Below are 16,858 nucleotides of genomic sequence, written 5' to 3'. Positions count from 1 at the left end.
GGGCTTACATGTCTTATAAGATTGGATCACTGTATAACTTAATAGTGTTTTGTGTATTTACAAAGAAGACACAAGGAGCACAAAACTTAATAATAGTATAGACTTCACAATAACTTTAAGTCAAAAGAATGATTTAAAAAAATGCTGTACCAAAAACATACACTACCAATAGGCTGGAAGAAAGAGAAGAAATATTTCGACATAGAGCACAAAACGCAGCAGGATAATATATAACCGGATAGCATTGAGATAATTTTTCAATAAATTGTAAGATGAAAAAGATCAACATTACTTACTGGATTATTACCGCAATTTTTGCAGCTTTCATGTTATTTTCTGCTATTCCTGATATACTGGTAGCTCCTGATGCAGTAGCAATGGTTACGGGTTTAGGGTATCCAAAATATTTCATCCCTTTTATTGGTGTAGCAAAACTATTAGGGGTGGTTGCAATATTAATTCCTGGTTTTACAAGATTAAAGGAATGGGCATATGCAGGATTATTTTTTGATTTAGTGGGAGCGACATATTCTGCAATCGCTGCTTATGGGTTTCACACAGCCGTTCTTTTCATGGTGCTGCCAATTGGCTTTTTATTTTTATCGTATTTCTTGTGGCATAAAAAATTTGAACTGCGAAAAAGAACAACAGTTGCTTAAACCTAAACAATAAGCTCCTTGTTGTATCTCGGTGGCCGATCGGGAGAATGTAGTAACAAGTAATGAAACGTCGGTAATAATTGGTGAGGGGCTCAGTAGCAAATTGGTTGTACAAGGGTGCGACGCAACAAAGTTTAATGGTAGTTTTTAAGTTTGGTACATAGAAATCCAGAATCAATGAAATGATGATTACCATGAAGTCTTCTACATGCAAAACAATGCATTAAGGGTTTTAAGTGCCGGAAGGATACAAATCCGGTGGCTCGTTCCGCAATTTTATATCTATCGGGTGCAAGGCATTTGTATAATCGATAAAAATAAATGCATCGTAGCGTTTTGGTATTATGGAAGGAACAAAGTAGGGAAATTGGGCTTCATCGGGATGATAGACTACACCAATAGCCCGATGCCCGATGGACTTTTTGAAAAATTTATTCTCACTAATGTCTTTCGACAAAATGATCTTGTCGGTGCCGCCGAGTTGGTGTAATATTTCTTCCCAGCTACCTTGTTGAGCTTTTGGCACTTCCATTTTTTTAATTGGCTTACCCCAGCCTTCCGCTGCAATTACAGTCCCGTGGTAAGTGCCACTGCCAACAATAAAAACGTTGTTCTCGCCAAATTCTTTTCTGGCAAGCTGACCAACATTTACTTCCCCGCTTGCCGCCATGTTAGTGTATCGGGCATCGCCAACATGGGTGTTGTGTTCCCATACAATGGCTTTAGAATTAGGACCGTGAAAAGACAATAATCGCTTTAATGTTTCCGTCATGTGCCTGTCTCGAATATTCCAAGACTCAGCCCCGTCCGTAACCATGGTGCGGTAGTAACGTTCGCCATTTAGTGCCACTAAGGCATTTTGCTCCATTACAAAATCAGACTCATTTTTTGTTGTTTTGTCTTCCGTAAGCTTTTTAACTGATTGCCAAAAGCGCGTAGTTTCTACCCGGCAATCATCTTCCATTTTAGCAACTGCCATTGCATATTGCTCAGCATCGGCATTAAAAGGTTTGAAACATGCATGTACTTTATTTGCTGCTTTCACCACAGAAGGTGCTGCGCCTTTTAAGTATGGCATTACTTCGCTCATTGACTCCCATAAGCAATACACATCCAGCCCAAAAAAGCCGACTTTTTCTGCTATCGGTTTCGACTGGTTATAACTGTTTAACCAGCTAACCAGCGAAGCTATTTCATAGTTTCCCCACATCCACGTCGGCCAACGATTGTATTCCTTTAAAAGTTCTACTGCCGCAGCGCTATCTTTTTTGCCGCCTTTAATAAAATTATTTACACGATACGAATCGGCCCATTCACTTTCCGAGGCGATGAAATCAAATCCTTTTTCTTGTATCAATCTTTTAGAAATTGCGGTACGCCAGGTGTAGAATTCTGCGGTTCCGTGTGTAGCCTCACCTAACAAAACAACCTTTGCGTTTCCGATCTGTTCCATTATCACGTCAAGATCTTTCTCATTTCTTAAAGGATGGTTAGGTATGGTTAAACGTACAGAGTCTTTGCTATCTTCTGATGCATAACTATAAATCTGGTTGCTATCTTTTATAGGTATAACAGTTACTTCCTGGTTTTGATTTGCCTTAGGTTTACATGCAAGACAGAAACTGATTATACTAAGGCACATCAACAATCTTTTACACACACTATAAAGGCTCCTTGTCATATTCTTTTTTGTTAAATGTTACAATTAAAGGGCCAAGAGAAACTTTAGCAGTGCAACTTAATAGGGTAGGATTAGCAGTGTTTCTCACCTTTTGTTGATTTTATTTTGAGCCCGGCAGTGTAACTCTGTGATGCTTTACTTGCGTCGCACTCTTCAACATTTATCATTCTATTGAGCTATCATTTGCCTGTTGGCGAAAAGGGCGGGCTTTAAAGCGCCCACAGTTATCAACTTCATCCATTTCGACTTGAAAAATTGAATACTTTTAGCGAATTCTTATTTACCATTAAACTCCGTTTAAAGTAGCCATTATGGAAGGCATTGTAAACTGTATCGCTTATTGTGACGGCCGTCGTGTTGCTAATATCCACATTGCAAAAATTCGGGAGACTTTACTGCATAAGGACACCTTTGTTTGGGTGGGGCTGCACGAGCCAGGGGAGGAGTTGCTAAAGTCGATACAGGAAGAGTTTGATTTGCATGACCTGGCGATTGAAGATGCACACAATGCACACCAGCGACCTAAGCTGGAGTTGTACGGAGAAACCATGTTTATTGTTTTACGTACTGCACAAGTCAATTCAATAAATCACCATATTGATTTTGGTGAGACCCATTTCTTTGTTGGTGAAAATTTCATTGTCACTGTTCGCCACGGCTCGTCGCTTTCATACAAAGATGTGCGTACAAGGTGCGAAAACACGCCCGAGTTATTAAGCAAAGGCCCGGCGTTCGCACTATATGCTGTGATGGACTCAATTGTGGACCAGTATTTTCCTGTAATTGAAACGCTTGAACAAAAATTGCTTGACGTAGAAGAGGAAATATTTGGCAAGAAACCAACCCGCGGCACTACACAAAGAATATATGAATTGAAGCGGGAACTATTGGAAGTAAAGCGCGTAATAACTCCACTGATAGATATTTGTAACAGGCTACTGCGTTTTGATATAAAACGTATTCCTGACGATACCCGTCCTTACTTCAGAGATGTATACGATCATGCCGTAAGAATAAATGAAATGCTGGACACTACCCGTGACCTGGTTACCGCTGCACTTGAAGCTAATTTTTCACTTACTTCCATTTCGCAAAGTGAAGTCTCTAAAAAGTTTGCAGGTTGGGCGGCAATCATTGGTGTACCTACCATGATTGCAGGAGTGTATGGTATGAACTTCGAGACGATGCCCGAACTTCACTGGCGTTATGCCTACCCTGTAGTGCTTGTTTCAACTTTTTTGCTTTGTATTATCTTATATTTTTTCTTCAAGCGGTCGGGGTGGTTGTAAAACCGTAGGGTAGCATTAAGCGCTTGGGCCACAGCCCTTTTTACAAATAGCTTAACCACCACTGCTGATGCGTCATTTTATAGTGATTGAACCACTTGGACGGCAAGTAAAGTAGTGCCACAACTGATAGCCAGATTAAATAAACAACAGGCAGCCCATAACCAAAATGTACAGGTCTGAAAGCAAAAATACTTTGGGGATCAAAAATCTGTGCTGAGGTATGTCCTGTTGCATAAAATAGTATAACCAGCAGTATGTGTAAAATATAGAAATGGAGTATGTAGTAAAAGAAGGGAACGCGCCCATAAACACTAACGACTCTTGTGAAGGCAGATTGAAAGTTTTCGAAAAATGCAAGTAATAATAAAGAAGGGCCAATTGTCATGCAGGTGTATTGTAAAGACGGTGGGTATTTACTTGTATCAAAAAAAGAGAATATAGAATGCTCACCCGGCTTCCACACCCCGGGATCACCATAACCGCGGGCAAAACGCAAAATAATAAAAAGAACAATAGCGGCTGATCCGGTTATTAGTAATAATTTTTTTCGCCGTTCTGCAGAAAAATCTTTTTTAAACCAAGGGCCAATGCTATACCCGAGGAACATTAAACCTGTCCAGGGAAGAACGGCATAAAAAGCTCCGATGAAGTGACTTTTATCTATAGGAAATACTGCACCACGAGTCGTCATTAAAACGGTAGTGATGACAGTTGTTACACCGGTTTTTGGAAGAGTGATATAATCAAAAATGTTGTGAGCAAAAACCAGTAATAAACCAATTGCCAGTATAACCTTATAAGAAGTTCTTACAAACAAACCCAAAAGAACCATGCTAAATCCAATTGCCCAAATAACCTGAAGTATAACAAAGTTGTAAAAAGGATTAAACGTTAGCCCAAATGTTACCAATGTTACTTCTACAATAATTAGCCAGAAACCTCTTTTAAAGAGGAAGGAGCTGGCTTCATTTATTGATTTGCTCCTCGACGAAAGATATGCCGAAAGGCCTGAAAGAAATACAAATGTAGGCGCGCAGTAATGGGTAATCCATCTTGTGAAGTACAACATGGGAGTGGTGGTTGCAGGATCTAGTGGGTCTGCAGTCATCGCCGTGTTATGGAAAAAATCCCTGGTATGATCAAGCGCCATGATAACCATTACCAAACCTCTCAAAATGTCTATACTGACAATGCGGTTAGTGGTTGCAGCCTTCATTTATGGAAGATATAGTTTTAAGAGGAGTTTTGGCAACTATGCCAGAATAACTTTAACCGAAACTCGATGGCTCCACCTCTGCGCTTCTATTCTTTCAACAGGGCTTCACCCGCTTGTTCGGAAACTGCTTTTCATGTTTCTAAATGCATGCGCCTTTGCCCCGAACTCATCATGCAGGAAACGGTGGTCAAAGCAATCGCATTCATAGATAAATGCTGGTCTTTATTCAGCAGGAGTACAAAAGATTACCAGGACTTCTTCATTTTCACTATTCCAAAAATGACCATTCCGGTTGCCAGGCCTGTTACTGCAATGGAGGTAATGAGATTTTTTTTACGGGTTTGGGGATCTGCAGTTGTATTCCAGCCACCATGAATACTTGTTCCATAATTAGCGGGTGCAAATAAATTTCCACTTGTTTCAGGGGCAGGCTCAGCTTTTTTAAGATAAGCACTTACAACCTTTGCGGTAACAGATTGGGTGACGGCAGGTAGTAGAAAATGAGCAAACCTCAGGAGATTAGTGACGCTTCCGATTACAACAGATTTTTTGGGATGTTGAGCAACTGAAACAATTGACCGGGCAACTTTTTGTGGATCATAAATTGGGGGTGCAGGACGGAGAATTTTCCCGGAATAATTAGCAGCATGCTGTATTCCCGGAGTATCTAAAAATGCCGGGAAAAGGTCACAAATATGGATATTACGATATTGACTCAATTCTCCGCGGAGGGCTTCGGAATAGCCGCGTAAACCGAACTTGCTGGCTGAATACCCTACGCCGTAAGGAACGGGAAACCAACCGCCAATCGAGATATTGTTTATAAGCACTCCATATTGTTGTTTCTTAAAATAGGGAACAACTGCATGCGCACCGTAGATGTATCCCAGCAAATTTATCCGGATTACCTGTTCATGTACTTCAACAGGCGTTTCGGTAAATTCACCAGCAGCCAGCACACCTGCATTGTTTACCCACACATCTATAGAACCACCAAACTCTACGGCAGTCGCTGCCAGCGTTTTCATTGCTTCAGCATCAGTAACATCCGTTTGTACTGCAAGTGCTAAAGCCCCCATCTCCCTGCATATTGCTTCTACTTCATTCAACACCTCCAGGTTACGCGCCGCCAGAACAATTTTTGCTCCATGTCGTGCAAACTGTATCGCTGTTGCACGGCCGGCTCCACTGGATGCACCTGTGATCACGATCGTTTTTTCGTGCATTGGCCTGTAGTTCATAGTGGCTCCTGTTGAACTTTTCATAGTTGTAGAATTAAGGGTATTCGTGTAAATAAGTGTGCCAGTAGTACCGCTAAAAACATTGCTGTGTTTTAATTCGTAGTTTAGCAATCAGCACAAGATGAAGATTATAACAAAAAGGAACTTAATAATAGCAGCAATTACAGGTACGGCAATTGCAATTTTAGATGCGCTGTTTTTAGAAAAATATTTTTTTGAAATAAAAACATTCGAAGTAGGAAAAAAAGGAGCTGACCAAAAGCTCAAGCTATTATTCTTAACTGATCTTCACTTTAAAAAGTTCCTCGATCCTTCGTATAAGAAGCTTGCAAGGAAGATTAATGAGAGTAACCCGGACCTCATTTTGATTTCAGGGGATGTTATAGACGAGGGTGGAATATACGCACCAGCAAAACAATTTTTTAGCTTGCTACGATATTCAATCCCTAAAGTAGCAATTATGGGAAATCATGACCATAAAAATCGAATTAAGATTGGCACTTATAAAAAGTTATATGCGCAAAATAATTGCGATTTATTATTAAATGAGTCGAAGGTTTTTACTATTGCTGGCAAAAGGCTTATGGTTACCGGTGTTGATGATTTCATAAATGGAACCCCATCGTTTTCGAAAGCTATAAGGGATGTTGGAAGAGAAGAAAACCATATACTATTAATACATAGCCCACTTCAGCAGGAAACGATTTTAAAAGAGATGCAGGAGATCAACCTTGCAAGATTGGAAGAAAATAAACTAAATATTCAATACATTTTTGCTGGCCATAACCATGGAGGCCAATTATGTATTTTTGGATTAGCACCCATACAGCCTGAGATGGCGGGTAAGTATTTAAAAGGGTGGTATAATCAAGAGGCACCTTTTCTATATCTCTCAAGAGGATTTGGTACCACTACGCTTCCATTTCGTTTTGGGGCAAGATCAGAAATGACGGTTTTTTACCTGGGTGTTTAAATCTTTATTAACCCGACATAAATAAAAAGCCACCGGTAAAAGGTGGCTTTTTAAATTCGTTTGTTTATGTTTTTACATACTCTTACTCTTTTTTAGTTTGTCTTTAAATACTTTTTCGAACTTTTCAAGCTTGGGTTGTATAACATACCTGCAATACATCTGGTCCCGATTTGAATTATAATAGTTCTGATGATAATCTTCCGCTACGTAAAAATTCTTTAACGGTTCTATTGTGGTAACAATGGGATTAGGCCATGCATGCGATTTATCCAGTTCTTCTTTATAGTGGTCGGAGAGCTTTTTCTGTTCGTTGTTATGGTAGAAAATTACGCTTCGGTATTGAGGACCGCGATCGTTTCCTTGCTGGTCAACGGTGGTTGGATCGTGTGTTTTCCAGAAAACCTGAAGCAAATCGTCGAAAGTGATTTTTGAAGGATCGTAGACAATTTGGGCCACTTCTACATGTCCTGTTGTTTTCGCACACACCTGTTCGTAAGTAGGATTTTTAACATGACCGCCACTATAACCACTGGTAACTTTTAAAACTCCTTCTAATTGCTGAAAAACTGCTTCAACACACCAAAAGCATCCTGCACCAAGAGTTGCGGTGTCGGTCTTAATATTTGTCATGTTAAAATTAGCTGCATTCATTGTGGAGGACTGCTTTTGTGCACAGGAAACAAGTGTAATAGCAGCAAACAAATGACTAATTAAAACATACCTCATAGTTATAGCTTTTGTTATCATCTACACAAGTGTTATCTTTTTTTGACGACGTTACAAACTTAGTTGAACAACCGGAAAACAAGCGGGAGGGGTATAACTCTTAACAACAGAATAGGATAATCACCCCTTTTTTTAACAGCGGCTTTACTTTAGACCCTATATCTCTTAGGTATTGGAAAATTGCGTAGGATAAAAACTATTTGTAGACGTTTAAATTAAAGCAGCAGCCGGGTTATTAGCATAAAAGAAAAATCGGAGGTCGAGGGTTACTTAAAGAACTGCTGTAAATCTTTAAAGCAGTAGAATAGAATTGGTTAAGTAAAAGGGTGTGACACAACCGGAGACGAAAAAAGGACTAAGGAGGGCTACTAAAAAAAATTGAACAAAAAATGTTGAGTTTAAAAGAAGTGTCACTTTTTAAGTAATGGATACTTAACGATTAATTGCAGTGTGAAGGCTTTACTTTTGCACCTTCAAAAATAATATAACTGCCATATGGGCAGCGGTTTTTTTATGAAGTTATTCCCAGAATCAGCACCGGTACAATTAGAGTTTGACAAGATTAAAGCATTGCTAACAGAGCACTGCAAAAGCGAGTTTGCAAAAAAAAAGGCGACCGAGTTACGCATACATACGAGAAAAGAGTTTATAGAGACAGAGCTGCAGCAATCGCACGAGTTCAAGTTGATTAGCCTCAATAACCAGTATTTTCCTAATGATTATGTTTTAAACCTTACCAAAGACCTGAAGTTGCTTTCTATACCTGGTGCGGCTTTGGTGGGCGACCAGTTTGTGCAGATACGAAAACTTGCTTTAAACATTCAATCCATATTTCGTTGGTTTGATAATGAACGACGAATTGCTTACCCCGCATTAACTAAAGTAATACAGGAAACTTATTACGAGAAGGCTATTCTTGAAATGCTGGAGGAAGTACTTGATGAGCACGGCAACGTAAAAGACAATGCAACAGATGAATTACAAAAGATAAGGCTAAACTTATATAAGAAAAGGAATGAGTTGCGAAGAGTTTTTGAAAGGGTTATAGCACGATTAAATAAGTCGGGTTATGCCGCCGATATTGAAGAGAGTTTCAGTAACGGCAGAAGGGTAGTAGCGGTTTTTTCGGAATATAAAAGACAAATTAAGGGAATTTTACATGGTGAAAGCGATACGCGGAAAACAGCATATATAGAACCAGAAGAAACGATAGAGTTAAATAATGACATTTTTAGTTTAGAAAATGAAGAAAGCAAAGAAGTACAGAGAATATTGAGAAAACTTACTTCAGATCTTTCTGTATATGCTCACTTACTTTCTACCTATCATGCGATAATTGGTGAATATGATTTTATAAAGGCAAAGGCTAAGCTGGCAATTGATATGAACGGAGAGCTGCCAACAGTAGTTGATAAAGCTCATATAGAATTGGTAAACGCTGTTCATCCGCTGTTATATCTCTACAATAAAAAGTCGGGTAAGGCAACCATTCCTTTAACGATTACGCTTAATGATAAAAATCGAATTTTGGTTATCAGCGGACCAAATGCAGGGGGCAAAACTGTTACCCTAAAGACTATTGGCCTTTTACAAATAATGCTTCAAAGCGGTTTGCTTGTATCGGTTCACCCCACGTCGCAAATGGGAATTTTTAAACAGTTAATGATCCATATAGGTGATACGCAAAGTCTTGAATTTGAGCTGAGTACTTATAGTAGCCACCTTAAAAATATGAAGCACTTCATGGAAGTGGCTAATGGTAAAACATTATTTTTTATTGATGAACTGGGAAGTGGAAGCGACCCAAACCTGGGAGGAGCCTTTGCCGAAGTTATAATGGAGGAGCTTGCTCATAAACATTCCTTTGGCATTGTTACAACTCACTATCTCAATTTGAAAGTAATGGCCAATAAGGTGCCGGGGATAATAAACGGCGCAATGGCTTTTGATGAACAAAACCTGCTGCCAATGTACAAATTGATCATTGGCAAGCCCGGTAGTTCTTATACTTTCTCTATAGCAGAACGCATTGGCCTTTCGCCTCATTTAATTAAGAAAGCCAGGGGCCTGGTAAATGAAGACCATTTTAGTTTAGACAAGCTGCTCAATAGAACTGAGCAGGATTTACGCCAAATAGAGAAAAAGGAGAGTGACCTTCAGAAATTGGTTAAAGAGAATGAGCGGCTGAAAAAAGAGATGACCGTTGTAATGGATAAAGAGCGCCACCGCCAGGAAGTGGACTTACTTAAGCAACAAAACCAGGTGACGGAAGAAAGGATTGCTTACTTAAAAGACATGGAGCGGAAGCTGAAGCAGATTTTATTGGAATGGAGGAAAGCTGACGATAAGAGCGAGCCTATTAAGCAAATGCACAGTTTACTGTTTAAAAAGAAAGACGATTTAATAACTAACAAGCTTGCCAAAAAAGTACAAGGCAGGTACGAAGAAGTTGCCACAGACATAGTTGTTGGAGCACAGGTAAAATTGAAGAAAAATTACCAGGTTGGATCGGTAAAGGAGATAAGAGGAAAGAGAGCCATTGTGCAGGTAGGGATGTTACCGATGAGTGTAGATCTGGGAGACCTGGTGGTTGTTCAGGAAAAAGGAGCCGAAGGTTAAGTATTTTTTAATATGGATCACGATCTTTTAATTCTCTTAATGTCAATGCAATAAATAATTAATTTCCATATTTTACGTTATTTACTATTATAATCTTCAATTCGATTTATATTGCATCATCCGTCTATGATAAAGAGTTTAGTTGACAGTATGGCTTCAAACAATATTTCGTTTTTGAATTTTATTGAAAAGCTGCTGTCAGAAACTAATACAGGATGGTTGGTGGTAGATGATAACCTTAAGATCATCAATTTCAACACCGCATATCACCAATTTCACAACCTATTCAACCAGTCTCGCCTCGATTTAGAAACAGTGCTGCGCGATGGAGATTTTAAATCGTTTCCTGATAGCTTTATTTCAAATCTTAAAAAAATTCTTAACAGGGACTCTGAAAAGGTAAAACTGCAAATAGATTACCTGGGGAGTACGACATTGTCATTTGCCATTTCAATGGTTTATATATCAAGCGACGAAGATGATTTTGAAGGAGCGCTGATTATGGTTCAGAAGAAGGAATTCAAACCAGGGATAGCAAGAATATCAGAAAACGAAGATTTTTACAAAGTACTTATCAATACTTCCACAAGTGTGTATCAACTAGCCGATGCAGCACTTGTTTTTACTTACACCAGTGGCCCTATTGAAGATATTTTAGGGTATACTGCTGCCGAGATGCTGGGTAAAAATGCAATAGAACTTGCTCACCCCGATGACAAGGAGCATGTGAGAGATTGGTTGATTAATATACGCAGACAACCAGAAAAGTTACTTACTGCAGAATATCGCATCAAAAATAAGCAGGGAGTATACATTTGGGTTGAAAACAATGCGCGTAATATGCTGAACAACGCAAGCATAAAAGCCATTGTGATGAACTTCAGAAATATACAGACAAAGAAAGTCGCCGATGATGCACTTATTCACGCTGAACAGCGATTGTCGTTATTGCTAAATAACACTGCGGAGTCTTTCATTCTTTTAAACAGCCGCCTACGAATTGTAACGTATAATAAGGCAGCCCAGGAACGTTCACCATTTTTTTATAGCACCGACTTACAATCTGGTATTTCTGTTCTTGACTTAATTAATAAGAGTGAAATTCCTGATTATATAAGTTTATTTGAGCAGGTATTTAAAGGGAAGGAAATAGAAAGGGAAACTAAGTTTGTAGATGCCCACAAAGTAGCCCACGTTTACAGTCACACTTTCCGCCCGCTATTTAATGCCGAAGAAGATATACACGGGGTTTTTATTACGTCAACCGAAATTACCGAAAGAAAAAAATTAACTGAAGAAGTAGCACTTCATTCAGACAGGCTGAAGACGGCGCAGAAGATTGCTCGATTAGGTTATGTAGAATTTGATACTGCTACCAAAACCTTCTTTTGCTCCGAACTTTTTTATGAAATCTTAGGCCTTAGTGAATCCCTGGAGAGTTGCAGGCAACTGGTAATTCTCAGAAATTTGGTACACCCGGATGACAAGGAGTTGGTAAAAAAGGAAATTCAGGAGTCGGTGGTGCATGGTAAAGACTTTAACCTCGAATTCCGCTTCAATTCAATAAATGGCGCTACAAAGGTCATACTGGCAATGGGCGGTTCAGAAAAAGATGAATTGGGAAAGCTGGTTAAACTAAGGGTAACGTTACAAGATATTACGGATAGCAAGATGGCTATATTGGCTCTTCAAACGCTTGAAAGCAAATTCAAATCTTTATTCGAAAACAGTATAGATGGAGTTATTCTCTCTAAAATAGATGGAGAAGTTGTATCTGCAAATCCGGCAGTCTGCGAAATGTTGGGTTATACTCATGCTGAATTGATAAGTCTAAATAGTTTTGATCTTCTTGATAAAGATGCGTCATTAGTCGCCGATATACTTCAAGAGCGAAAAGACACAGGATCTTATATAGGAGAATTGTTTTTAAAGCATAAAGCAGGATATTACGTACCTGTAGAAGTTACCTCCGTTTCAATGAAGGATGGCAATAATAACAATTATCTTTCAACCATCGTCCGCGACATAACAGACAAGAAAAAGATCGAAGGCGAACAAAAAGCTTTAACGGAAGAACTGCTGAAAAATAACCAGGATCTTCAGCAATTTTCCTTCATCACTTCCCATAATTTAAGAGCACCTGTAGCCAACCTGTTAAGCTTGCTGAGTTTGTACAACAAAGAGAGTCCTCTGGATGATTTTAATCAGTTGTTGATAGAAAAATTTGAAGAAGCCACACAGCAATTGAACCAGACATTAAATGACCTGGTAGATGTTTTAGTTATTAAATCAAATCCAAATATTGAGCGTGAAACGGTAAGTTTTACCGATGTATTTATAGAAGTTAAAAAGAATATCGATAACCTTTTGCACGTGCAAAAAGGCACGATACAAGCTAATTTTTCCGCAGTTGACGAGATACAATACAGCCGCATTCATCTCGAAAGTATTTTTCTGAATATGCTTTCAAATGCCGTTAGGTATAGTTCGCCCGATCGCACCCCCGAAATTAAAGTTACCTCATACAAAACCGATAACTGGGTTGTAGTTGAATTTGAAGATAACGGGTTAGGAATGGATCTTAATCGCTACCGCGACAGACTTTTTGGATTATACCAACGCTTTCATGGCCATAAAGAGGGAAAGGGATTGGGCCTGTATATGACTCGTTCGCAGGTTACAGCAATGGGTGGCAAGATAGAAGTCGAAAGTGAACCTGGAGTAGGTACTAAGTTCAAGATATATTTTAAACTACAAGATTAGTAATGGCGAAGTTTACAGATGTGCTTTTGGTAGAAGACGATCCCATAACTGTGATGGTCTGCGATAGAATAATTAAGATGTCGTCGTTTGCTGATAAAGTGAAATCGTGCGAGAATGGTAAGATAGGAATTGAATATTTGTTAGGCCTCGACGAAAACTGTTGTGCCCCAACAATCATTTTTCTGGATATCAATATGCCCATAATGAACGGATGGGATTTTCTCGAAGAATTCGAAAAGATTAAGTGGCGTTTCCGGTCGCTTCCACGTATTTATTTACTCTCTTCTACAGTTGACCCCGAAGATTATAAGAAGGCAAAAAAATTTCCGTTAGTACAAGATTTTATTTCAAAGCCTTTAAATAGAGAAGCATTACAAAACATCATCTAAGCTTTTTATAAAGTCTGCCTTATAAAGATTGTTCTTTTTCAGGGTGCAGGGGTTTGGTTTTCTACTCATCCCCCTTGCGACGCTCCGTTCAACTGGTGTCTCACTATCTACCTTTCTTTCGCGTTTTGTCTGGCTAAGGTTTTACATAGCATTATTATAACAATCGGGGATGTGACCATACCGTTCCCCTTTATTGCTGGCAAAATATTTATAACTGGTAAACACCGATAAAATTTCAATAATGGACGCTAATATCAGTACCCAAATATTCTACCTGTTCTTTCTTGCCATTCCTGTTGCATCCATAGCATGGACCGTAACGCATGAAGAGGTGTTTCGCGAACCAAGAGAGTTTTGTGAAAAAAGGAGTAAAGAGTGTCAAAAGCTGGTACAACGAAAGTTCTTTTACCTGTTTACCTGCGAATACTGCTTCAGTCATTATGTTACGGTTGTAATGCTAATTATTACTGGTTTTAAATTAATCTTTAATGATTGGAGAGGATACTTTATCGCTGGTTTTTCACTTGTTTGGATTGCAAATATCTACATGAGCCTATTTGCATTAATAAGGGTTGACTTAAAGAAGGTTAAATTCGAAGCGAATATAAAGGAAGTAGAACATAAGAGGGCGGCAGAGGAAGATGGCAGAAGTGAGTAGAAATTTTACCTACATTAGCTCTCTTATGCCAGGTTTGTTTTTATCCTACCACAATAACAATAGCTGTGAACGAATCGAAAATTGTTGGACTTGCAGAAGCACTAAACAACACCCCCTCCTATAAAACGCTGCTTACCAGTCGCCACCACGCTTTAATAGCAGATGAGCCTACAGGAGTTGGGGGTACTGATGAAGGTCCTTCTCCGGGTGATTATATCTGCATGTCTCTTGCATCTTGCAAAACAATTACATTAAGAATGTATGTACAACGTAAACAGTGGGACGTTGGCAGTATACATGTAAAAGTGAACCTGGTTAGAGAAGAAAGTGCTGCAGGGCCTGTGCATTCATTTTTATGTGAACTGTCTATATCAGGTGTTCTTACTGACGAACAAAAACAAAGGTTACTTCAAATAGACAAAGCTTGCCCCATATCTAAGCTACTGGCAAAAAGCGCTGTTGTTACAACTATTATGGTGTAACAAATACTACATCCATAATTAATAAGTTTGTTACAGAACAACTTTATAGTCTAAAACAGAGCCCGGTCATTAAGCCCTTCCGCCCGCCGTTTTTTTTTTAAGATGTACGTTTCTGCCGTTAATGTTGCGCTCCCTTTTTTGTCTTAATACACCTCGGTAATTACATTTTTTGTGCGCAAAAAAGAATTAAGTAATGCCGATATGAGGTTGAAAAGAAATACATGTTGCTTAAGAGTAAATACTTTGCTATTGCAATCTGTTCAGCTTTATCTATTGCTTTTATACTGTTTATTATTTTTGCTCGTTATAAGTATATAGGTTTGTCTGGTCTATATGCATTTTGCTTAATGTGGCGGATCTTTGAAAAAACGTTTAAAAAAGTATAAAACAAGGGCGGTAGTAGAACCGCTTCGCACAGCGCACTAATTATTCATCTTGTTTAATTAATCCGCAAAAAGTCTCGTTTACATTTGTATTCCTCTACTATAGCGTGCCATACAATTTTTTGTTTTTGCTAAGACAATTGTAAAAAAGGCCCAACAATTCATCTTGATTAAACCTGCTTCAGCCTTTTCTATCTGATTACAATCTTTCAGTATTTTTACGAATTACAACTACCGGGAGAAGAATGAGATTATGGTGTATAGCAGTTATGGTATCAGATAAGCAATAAAGGCAATAGTAAATCTTTGAAACAAATATGCTTTATCTGGTATGTTGCCCTAAAGTGGAGTAAGGTTTTGGTTGATGAAGTAATAAATTAAAATGTAAGGTGGCTGGTAGTATTAACAAAACATCTAAAATGATTGTAAGATTATTTATTTCGGTTTTCTTTATTGCGATTATGCATTCAGCTTTTTCGCAGGGGCAATGGGAGCTTAGTCGAGACCAAAATGGCATAAAAATATTTACAGGTAAAGGGGGTTCATCTAAGTTTAAAGAAATAAAGGTGGAAGCAACTTTTCCGGGTACAATACAAAAGCTAACTAATATTTTATTAAACGTTGGCAATACCAAAGGATGGGTTTACGGAACAAAAGACTCGTATGTGATCAGAAGAATAAGTGCAAACGAAATTTTATATTATTCTGAAACTGCCTTGCCGTGGCCGGTCAGTAACCGCGATATTCCTATTAAAATGATTGTAAGTCCCGATGTAAAGAACAACACTTTAAAAGTAGCTGCTGCCGGTATTCCTAATGCAATTCCTGAAAAGAAAGGTATTGTGCGCATACCTTATTTTAATGCTACCTGGGACGTGAAATCTGATGGGAAAAATAAATTGGATGTTGTTTACATTTTAAAAATGGACCCGGGTGGAAGTGTTCCTGCCGGGGTAACTAATATGTTTGTTTCAAAAGGCCCTTTTGAAACATTTAGTAATCTTTCTGAGATGATGAGAAAGTAGGCACTTTCGTAATTTCAGTTCCATGCAGTATCATAACATTATTCAACCTTTTCAATAATATAGGTTGCTCCATTCACCGTTACACTTTCCGTCGCTTTCAATTGCATCAATTTGCTTCCGAGAGGAGATTGAGGTGACAAGGCAATGACGGCAATATTTTCTACAGACATTTTACCCAATGCGATACTTACAAAAAAATAGTCTTTGTCTGTTTTCACCAGGCTTCCTTTGGTAATTATTGAAGAGCTTTTAGTAACGTTGATTTGTTCAAATATCGCTTTTTGCTCCAGCGCTTCTTTCAACTGTTTTCTTACGTTATCCTGTTCTATTTGTAGCATTGCCCGGCCTGTCTCATACTTGTCGCCCGCTGAACTTTTAGTTTCATTCCTGGTGCTTTCAATTAATTCACCCAACATATGTTGAAGTAGTGAAACTTTGTTATTCACCAATTGCGCAGCATGTTCATAAACTTTTATCTTGAACTGCATCATCTGTTTTTAGTAAAAGTAGTATTCAGGTTTCATCAAAAGCATCTTTTTGGGGAAGTCTTCTTGCGACGCAGGTACCTTAAAAAAATGTTACATAGGAGGGGTGTAAGGAATTTAAGTAATAGATGAAAAAAGATGAAAAGTACAAGAGTGCGACGCAACAATGCCGGGCAGTAGCTATGCTGCCGGTACCAAAACATTAAAAAGCAAAAACTATTTCAGATGACTATTGTCATGTAAATAACAATTCAATTGCAGACCTTCGC

14 protein-coding genes are annotated in these 16,858 nt (G+C 38.6%); 9 read left to right on the top strand and 5 right to left on the bottom strand.

Annotated elements, in window-relative coordinates; genetic code table 11:
- Positions 1 to 272: 272 nt before the first annotated feature.
- The gene (locus JWR87_RS13160) at positions 273 to 659 is read left to right on the top strand and encodes a DoxX family protein (protein ID WP_297820807.1); all 387 of its coding nucleotides are present in this window, start codon (positions 273 to 275) and stop codon (positions 657 to 659) included.
- Positions 660 to 891: 232 nt separating this feature from the next.
- Here the strand turns inward: JWR87_RS13160 and JWR87_RS13155 are convergent, their stop codons facing one another.
- On the bottom strand, positions 892 to 2,301 hold the full coding sequence (locus tag JWR87_RS13155; RefSeq protein ID WP_297820805.1) for an erythromycin esterase family protein: 1,410 nt from the start codon (positions 2,299 to 2,301) through the stop codon (positions 892 to 894).
- Between the two features lie 350 nt (positions 2,302 to 2,651).
- Here JWR87_RS13155 and corA point away from each other — a divergent pair, with 350 nt between their 5' ends.
- Positions 2,652 to 3,629 carry a magnesium/cobalt transporter CorA gene (corA, locus tag JWR87_RS13150; RefSeq protein WP_297820803.1) on the top strand — a complete coding sequence of 326 codons (978 nt, stop codon included), beginning with the start codon at positions 2,652 to 2,654 and terminating at the stop codon, positions 3,627 to 3,629.
- 40 nt (positions 3,630 to 3,669) lie between these two features.
- On the opposite strand, the gene JWR87_RS13145 is transcribed toward corA, so the two are convergent.
- Both JWR87_RS13145 and JWR87_RS13140 read right to left on the bottom strand, forming a co-directional pair.
- Positions 3,670 to 4,845, bottom strand: coding sequence for a heparan-alpha-glucosaminide N-acetyltransferase domain-containing protein (locus JWR87_RS13145; protein ID WP_297820801.1), 1,176 nt, complete (start codon positions 4,843 to 4,845; stop codon positions 3,670 to 3,672).
- A 245-nt stretch (positions 4,846 to 5,090) separates the two neighbouring features.
- On the bottom strand, positions 5,091 to 6,110 hold the full coding sequence (locus tag JWR87_RS13140) for an SDR family oxidoreductase (protein ID WP_297820799.1): 1,020 nt from the start codon (positions 6,108 to 6,110) through the stop codon (positions 5,091 to 5,093).
- Positions 6,111 to 6,207: 97 nt separating this feature from the next.
- On the opposite strand from JWR87_RS13140, the gene JWR87_RS13135 reads away from it, so the two are divergent.
- Positions 6,208 to 7,059 (top strand): metallophosphoesterase, encoded by an 852-nt coding sequence (locus JWR87_RS13135; protein WP_297820797.1) that lies wholly within the window; start codon positions 6,208 to 6,210, stop codon positions 7,057 to 7,059.
- A 72-nt stretch (positions 7,060 to 7,131) separates the two neighbouring features.
- On the opposite strand, the gene msrA is transcribed toward JWR87_RS13135, so the two are convergent.
- A complete protein-coding gene (gene msrA / locus JWR87_RS13130; protein ID WP_366090658.1) occupies positions 7,132 to 7,689 on the bottom strand; it encodes a peptide-methionine (S)-S-oxide reductase MsrA in 558 nt (185 codons plus the stop codon).
- A 609-nt stretch (positions 7,690 to 8,298) separates the two neighbouring features.
- On the opposite strand from msrA, the gene JWR87_RS13125 reads away from it, so the two are divergent.
- The 6 genes from JWR87_RS13125 (at position 8,299) to JWR87_RS13100 (ending at position 16,104) form a co-directional block, all read left to right on the top strand.
- Positions 8,299 to 10,404, top strand: a complete 2,106-nt coding sequence (locus JWR87_RS13125; RefSeq protein ID WP_297820793.1) for a DNA mismatch repair protein MutS — start codon at positions 8,299 to 8,301, stop codon at positions 10,402 to 10,404.
- Positions 10,405 to 10,530: 126 nt separating this feature from the next.
- A complete protein-coding gene (locus JWR87_RS13120) occupies positions 10,531 to 13,167 on the top strand; it encodes a PAS domain S-box protein (RefSeq protein WP_297820791.1) in 2,637 nt (878 codons plus the stop codon).
- A gap of 2 nt (positions 13,168 to 13,169) precedes the next feature.
- Positions 13,170 to 13,556, top strand: coding sequence for a response regulator (locus JWR87_RS13115; protein ID WP_297820789.1), 387 nt, complete (start codon positions 13,170 to 13,172; stop codon positions 13,554 to 13,556).
- Positions 13,557 to 13,797: 241 nt separating this feature from the next.
- Positions 13,798 to 14,214, top strand: a complete 417-nt coding sequence (locus JWR87_RS13110; RefSeq protein ID WP_297820787.1) for a hypothetical protein — start codon at positions 13,798 to 13,800, stop codon at positions 14,212 to 14,214.
- 65 nt (positions 14,215 to 14,279) lie between these two features.
- Complete coding sequence (locus tag JWR87_RS13105) at positions 14,280 to 14,696, top strand: OsmC family protein (protein ID WP_297820785.1); 417 nt, start codon at positions 14,280 to 14,282, stop codon at positions 14,694 to 14,696.
- Positions 14,697 to 15,498: 802 nt separating this feature from the next.
- Positions 15,499 to 16,104, top strand: a complete 606-nt coding sequence (locus JWR87_RS13100; RefSeq protein ID WP_297820783.1) for an START domain-containing protein — start codon at positions 15,499 to 15,501, stop codon at positions 16,102 to 16,104.
- A 38-nt stretch (positions 16,105 to 16,142) separates the two neighbouring features.
- On the opposite strand, the gene JWR87_RS13095 is transcribed toward JWR87_RS13100, so the two are convergent.
- A complete protein-coding gene (locus JWR87_RS13095; RefSeq protein WP_297820781.1) occupies positions 16,143 to 16,595 on the bottom strand; it encodes a hypothetical protein in 453 nt (150 codons plus the stop codon).
- Between the last annotated feature and the right edge of the window lie 263 nt (positions 16,596 to 16,858).

It is taken from the genome of Segetibacter sp. (genome assembly GCF_025963695.1).
GTDB lineage: Bacteria > Bacteroidota > Bacteroidia > Chitinophagales > Chitinophagaceae > Segetibacter.
Note: the sequence above shows the minus strand (reverse complement) of the source record. Positions and strands in the feature narration are given on the sequence as shown.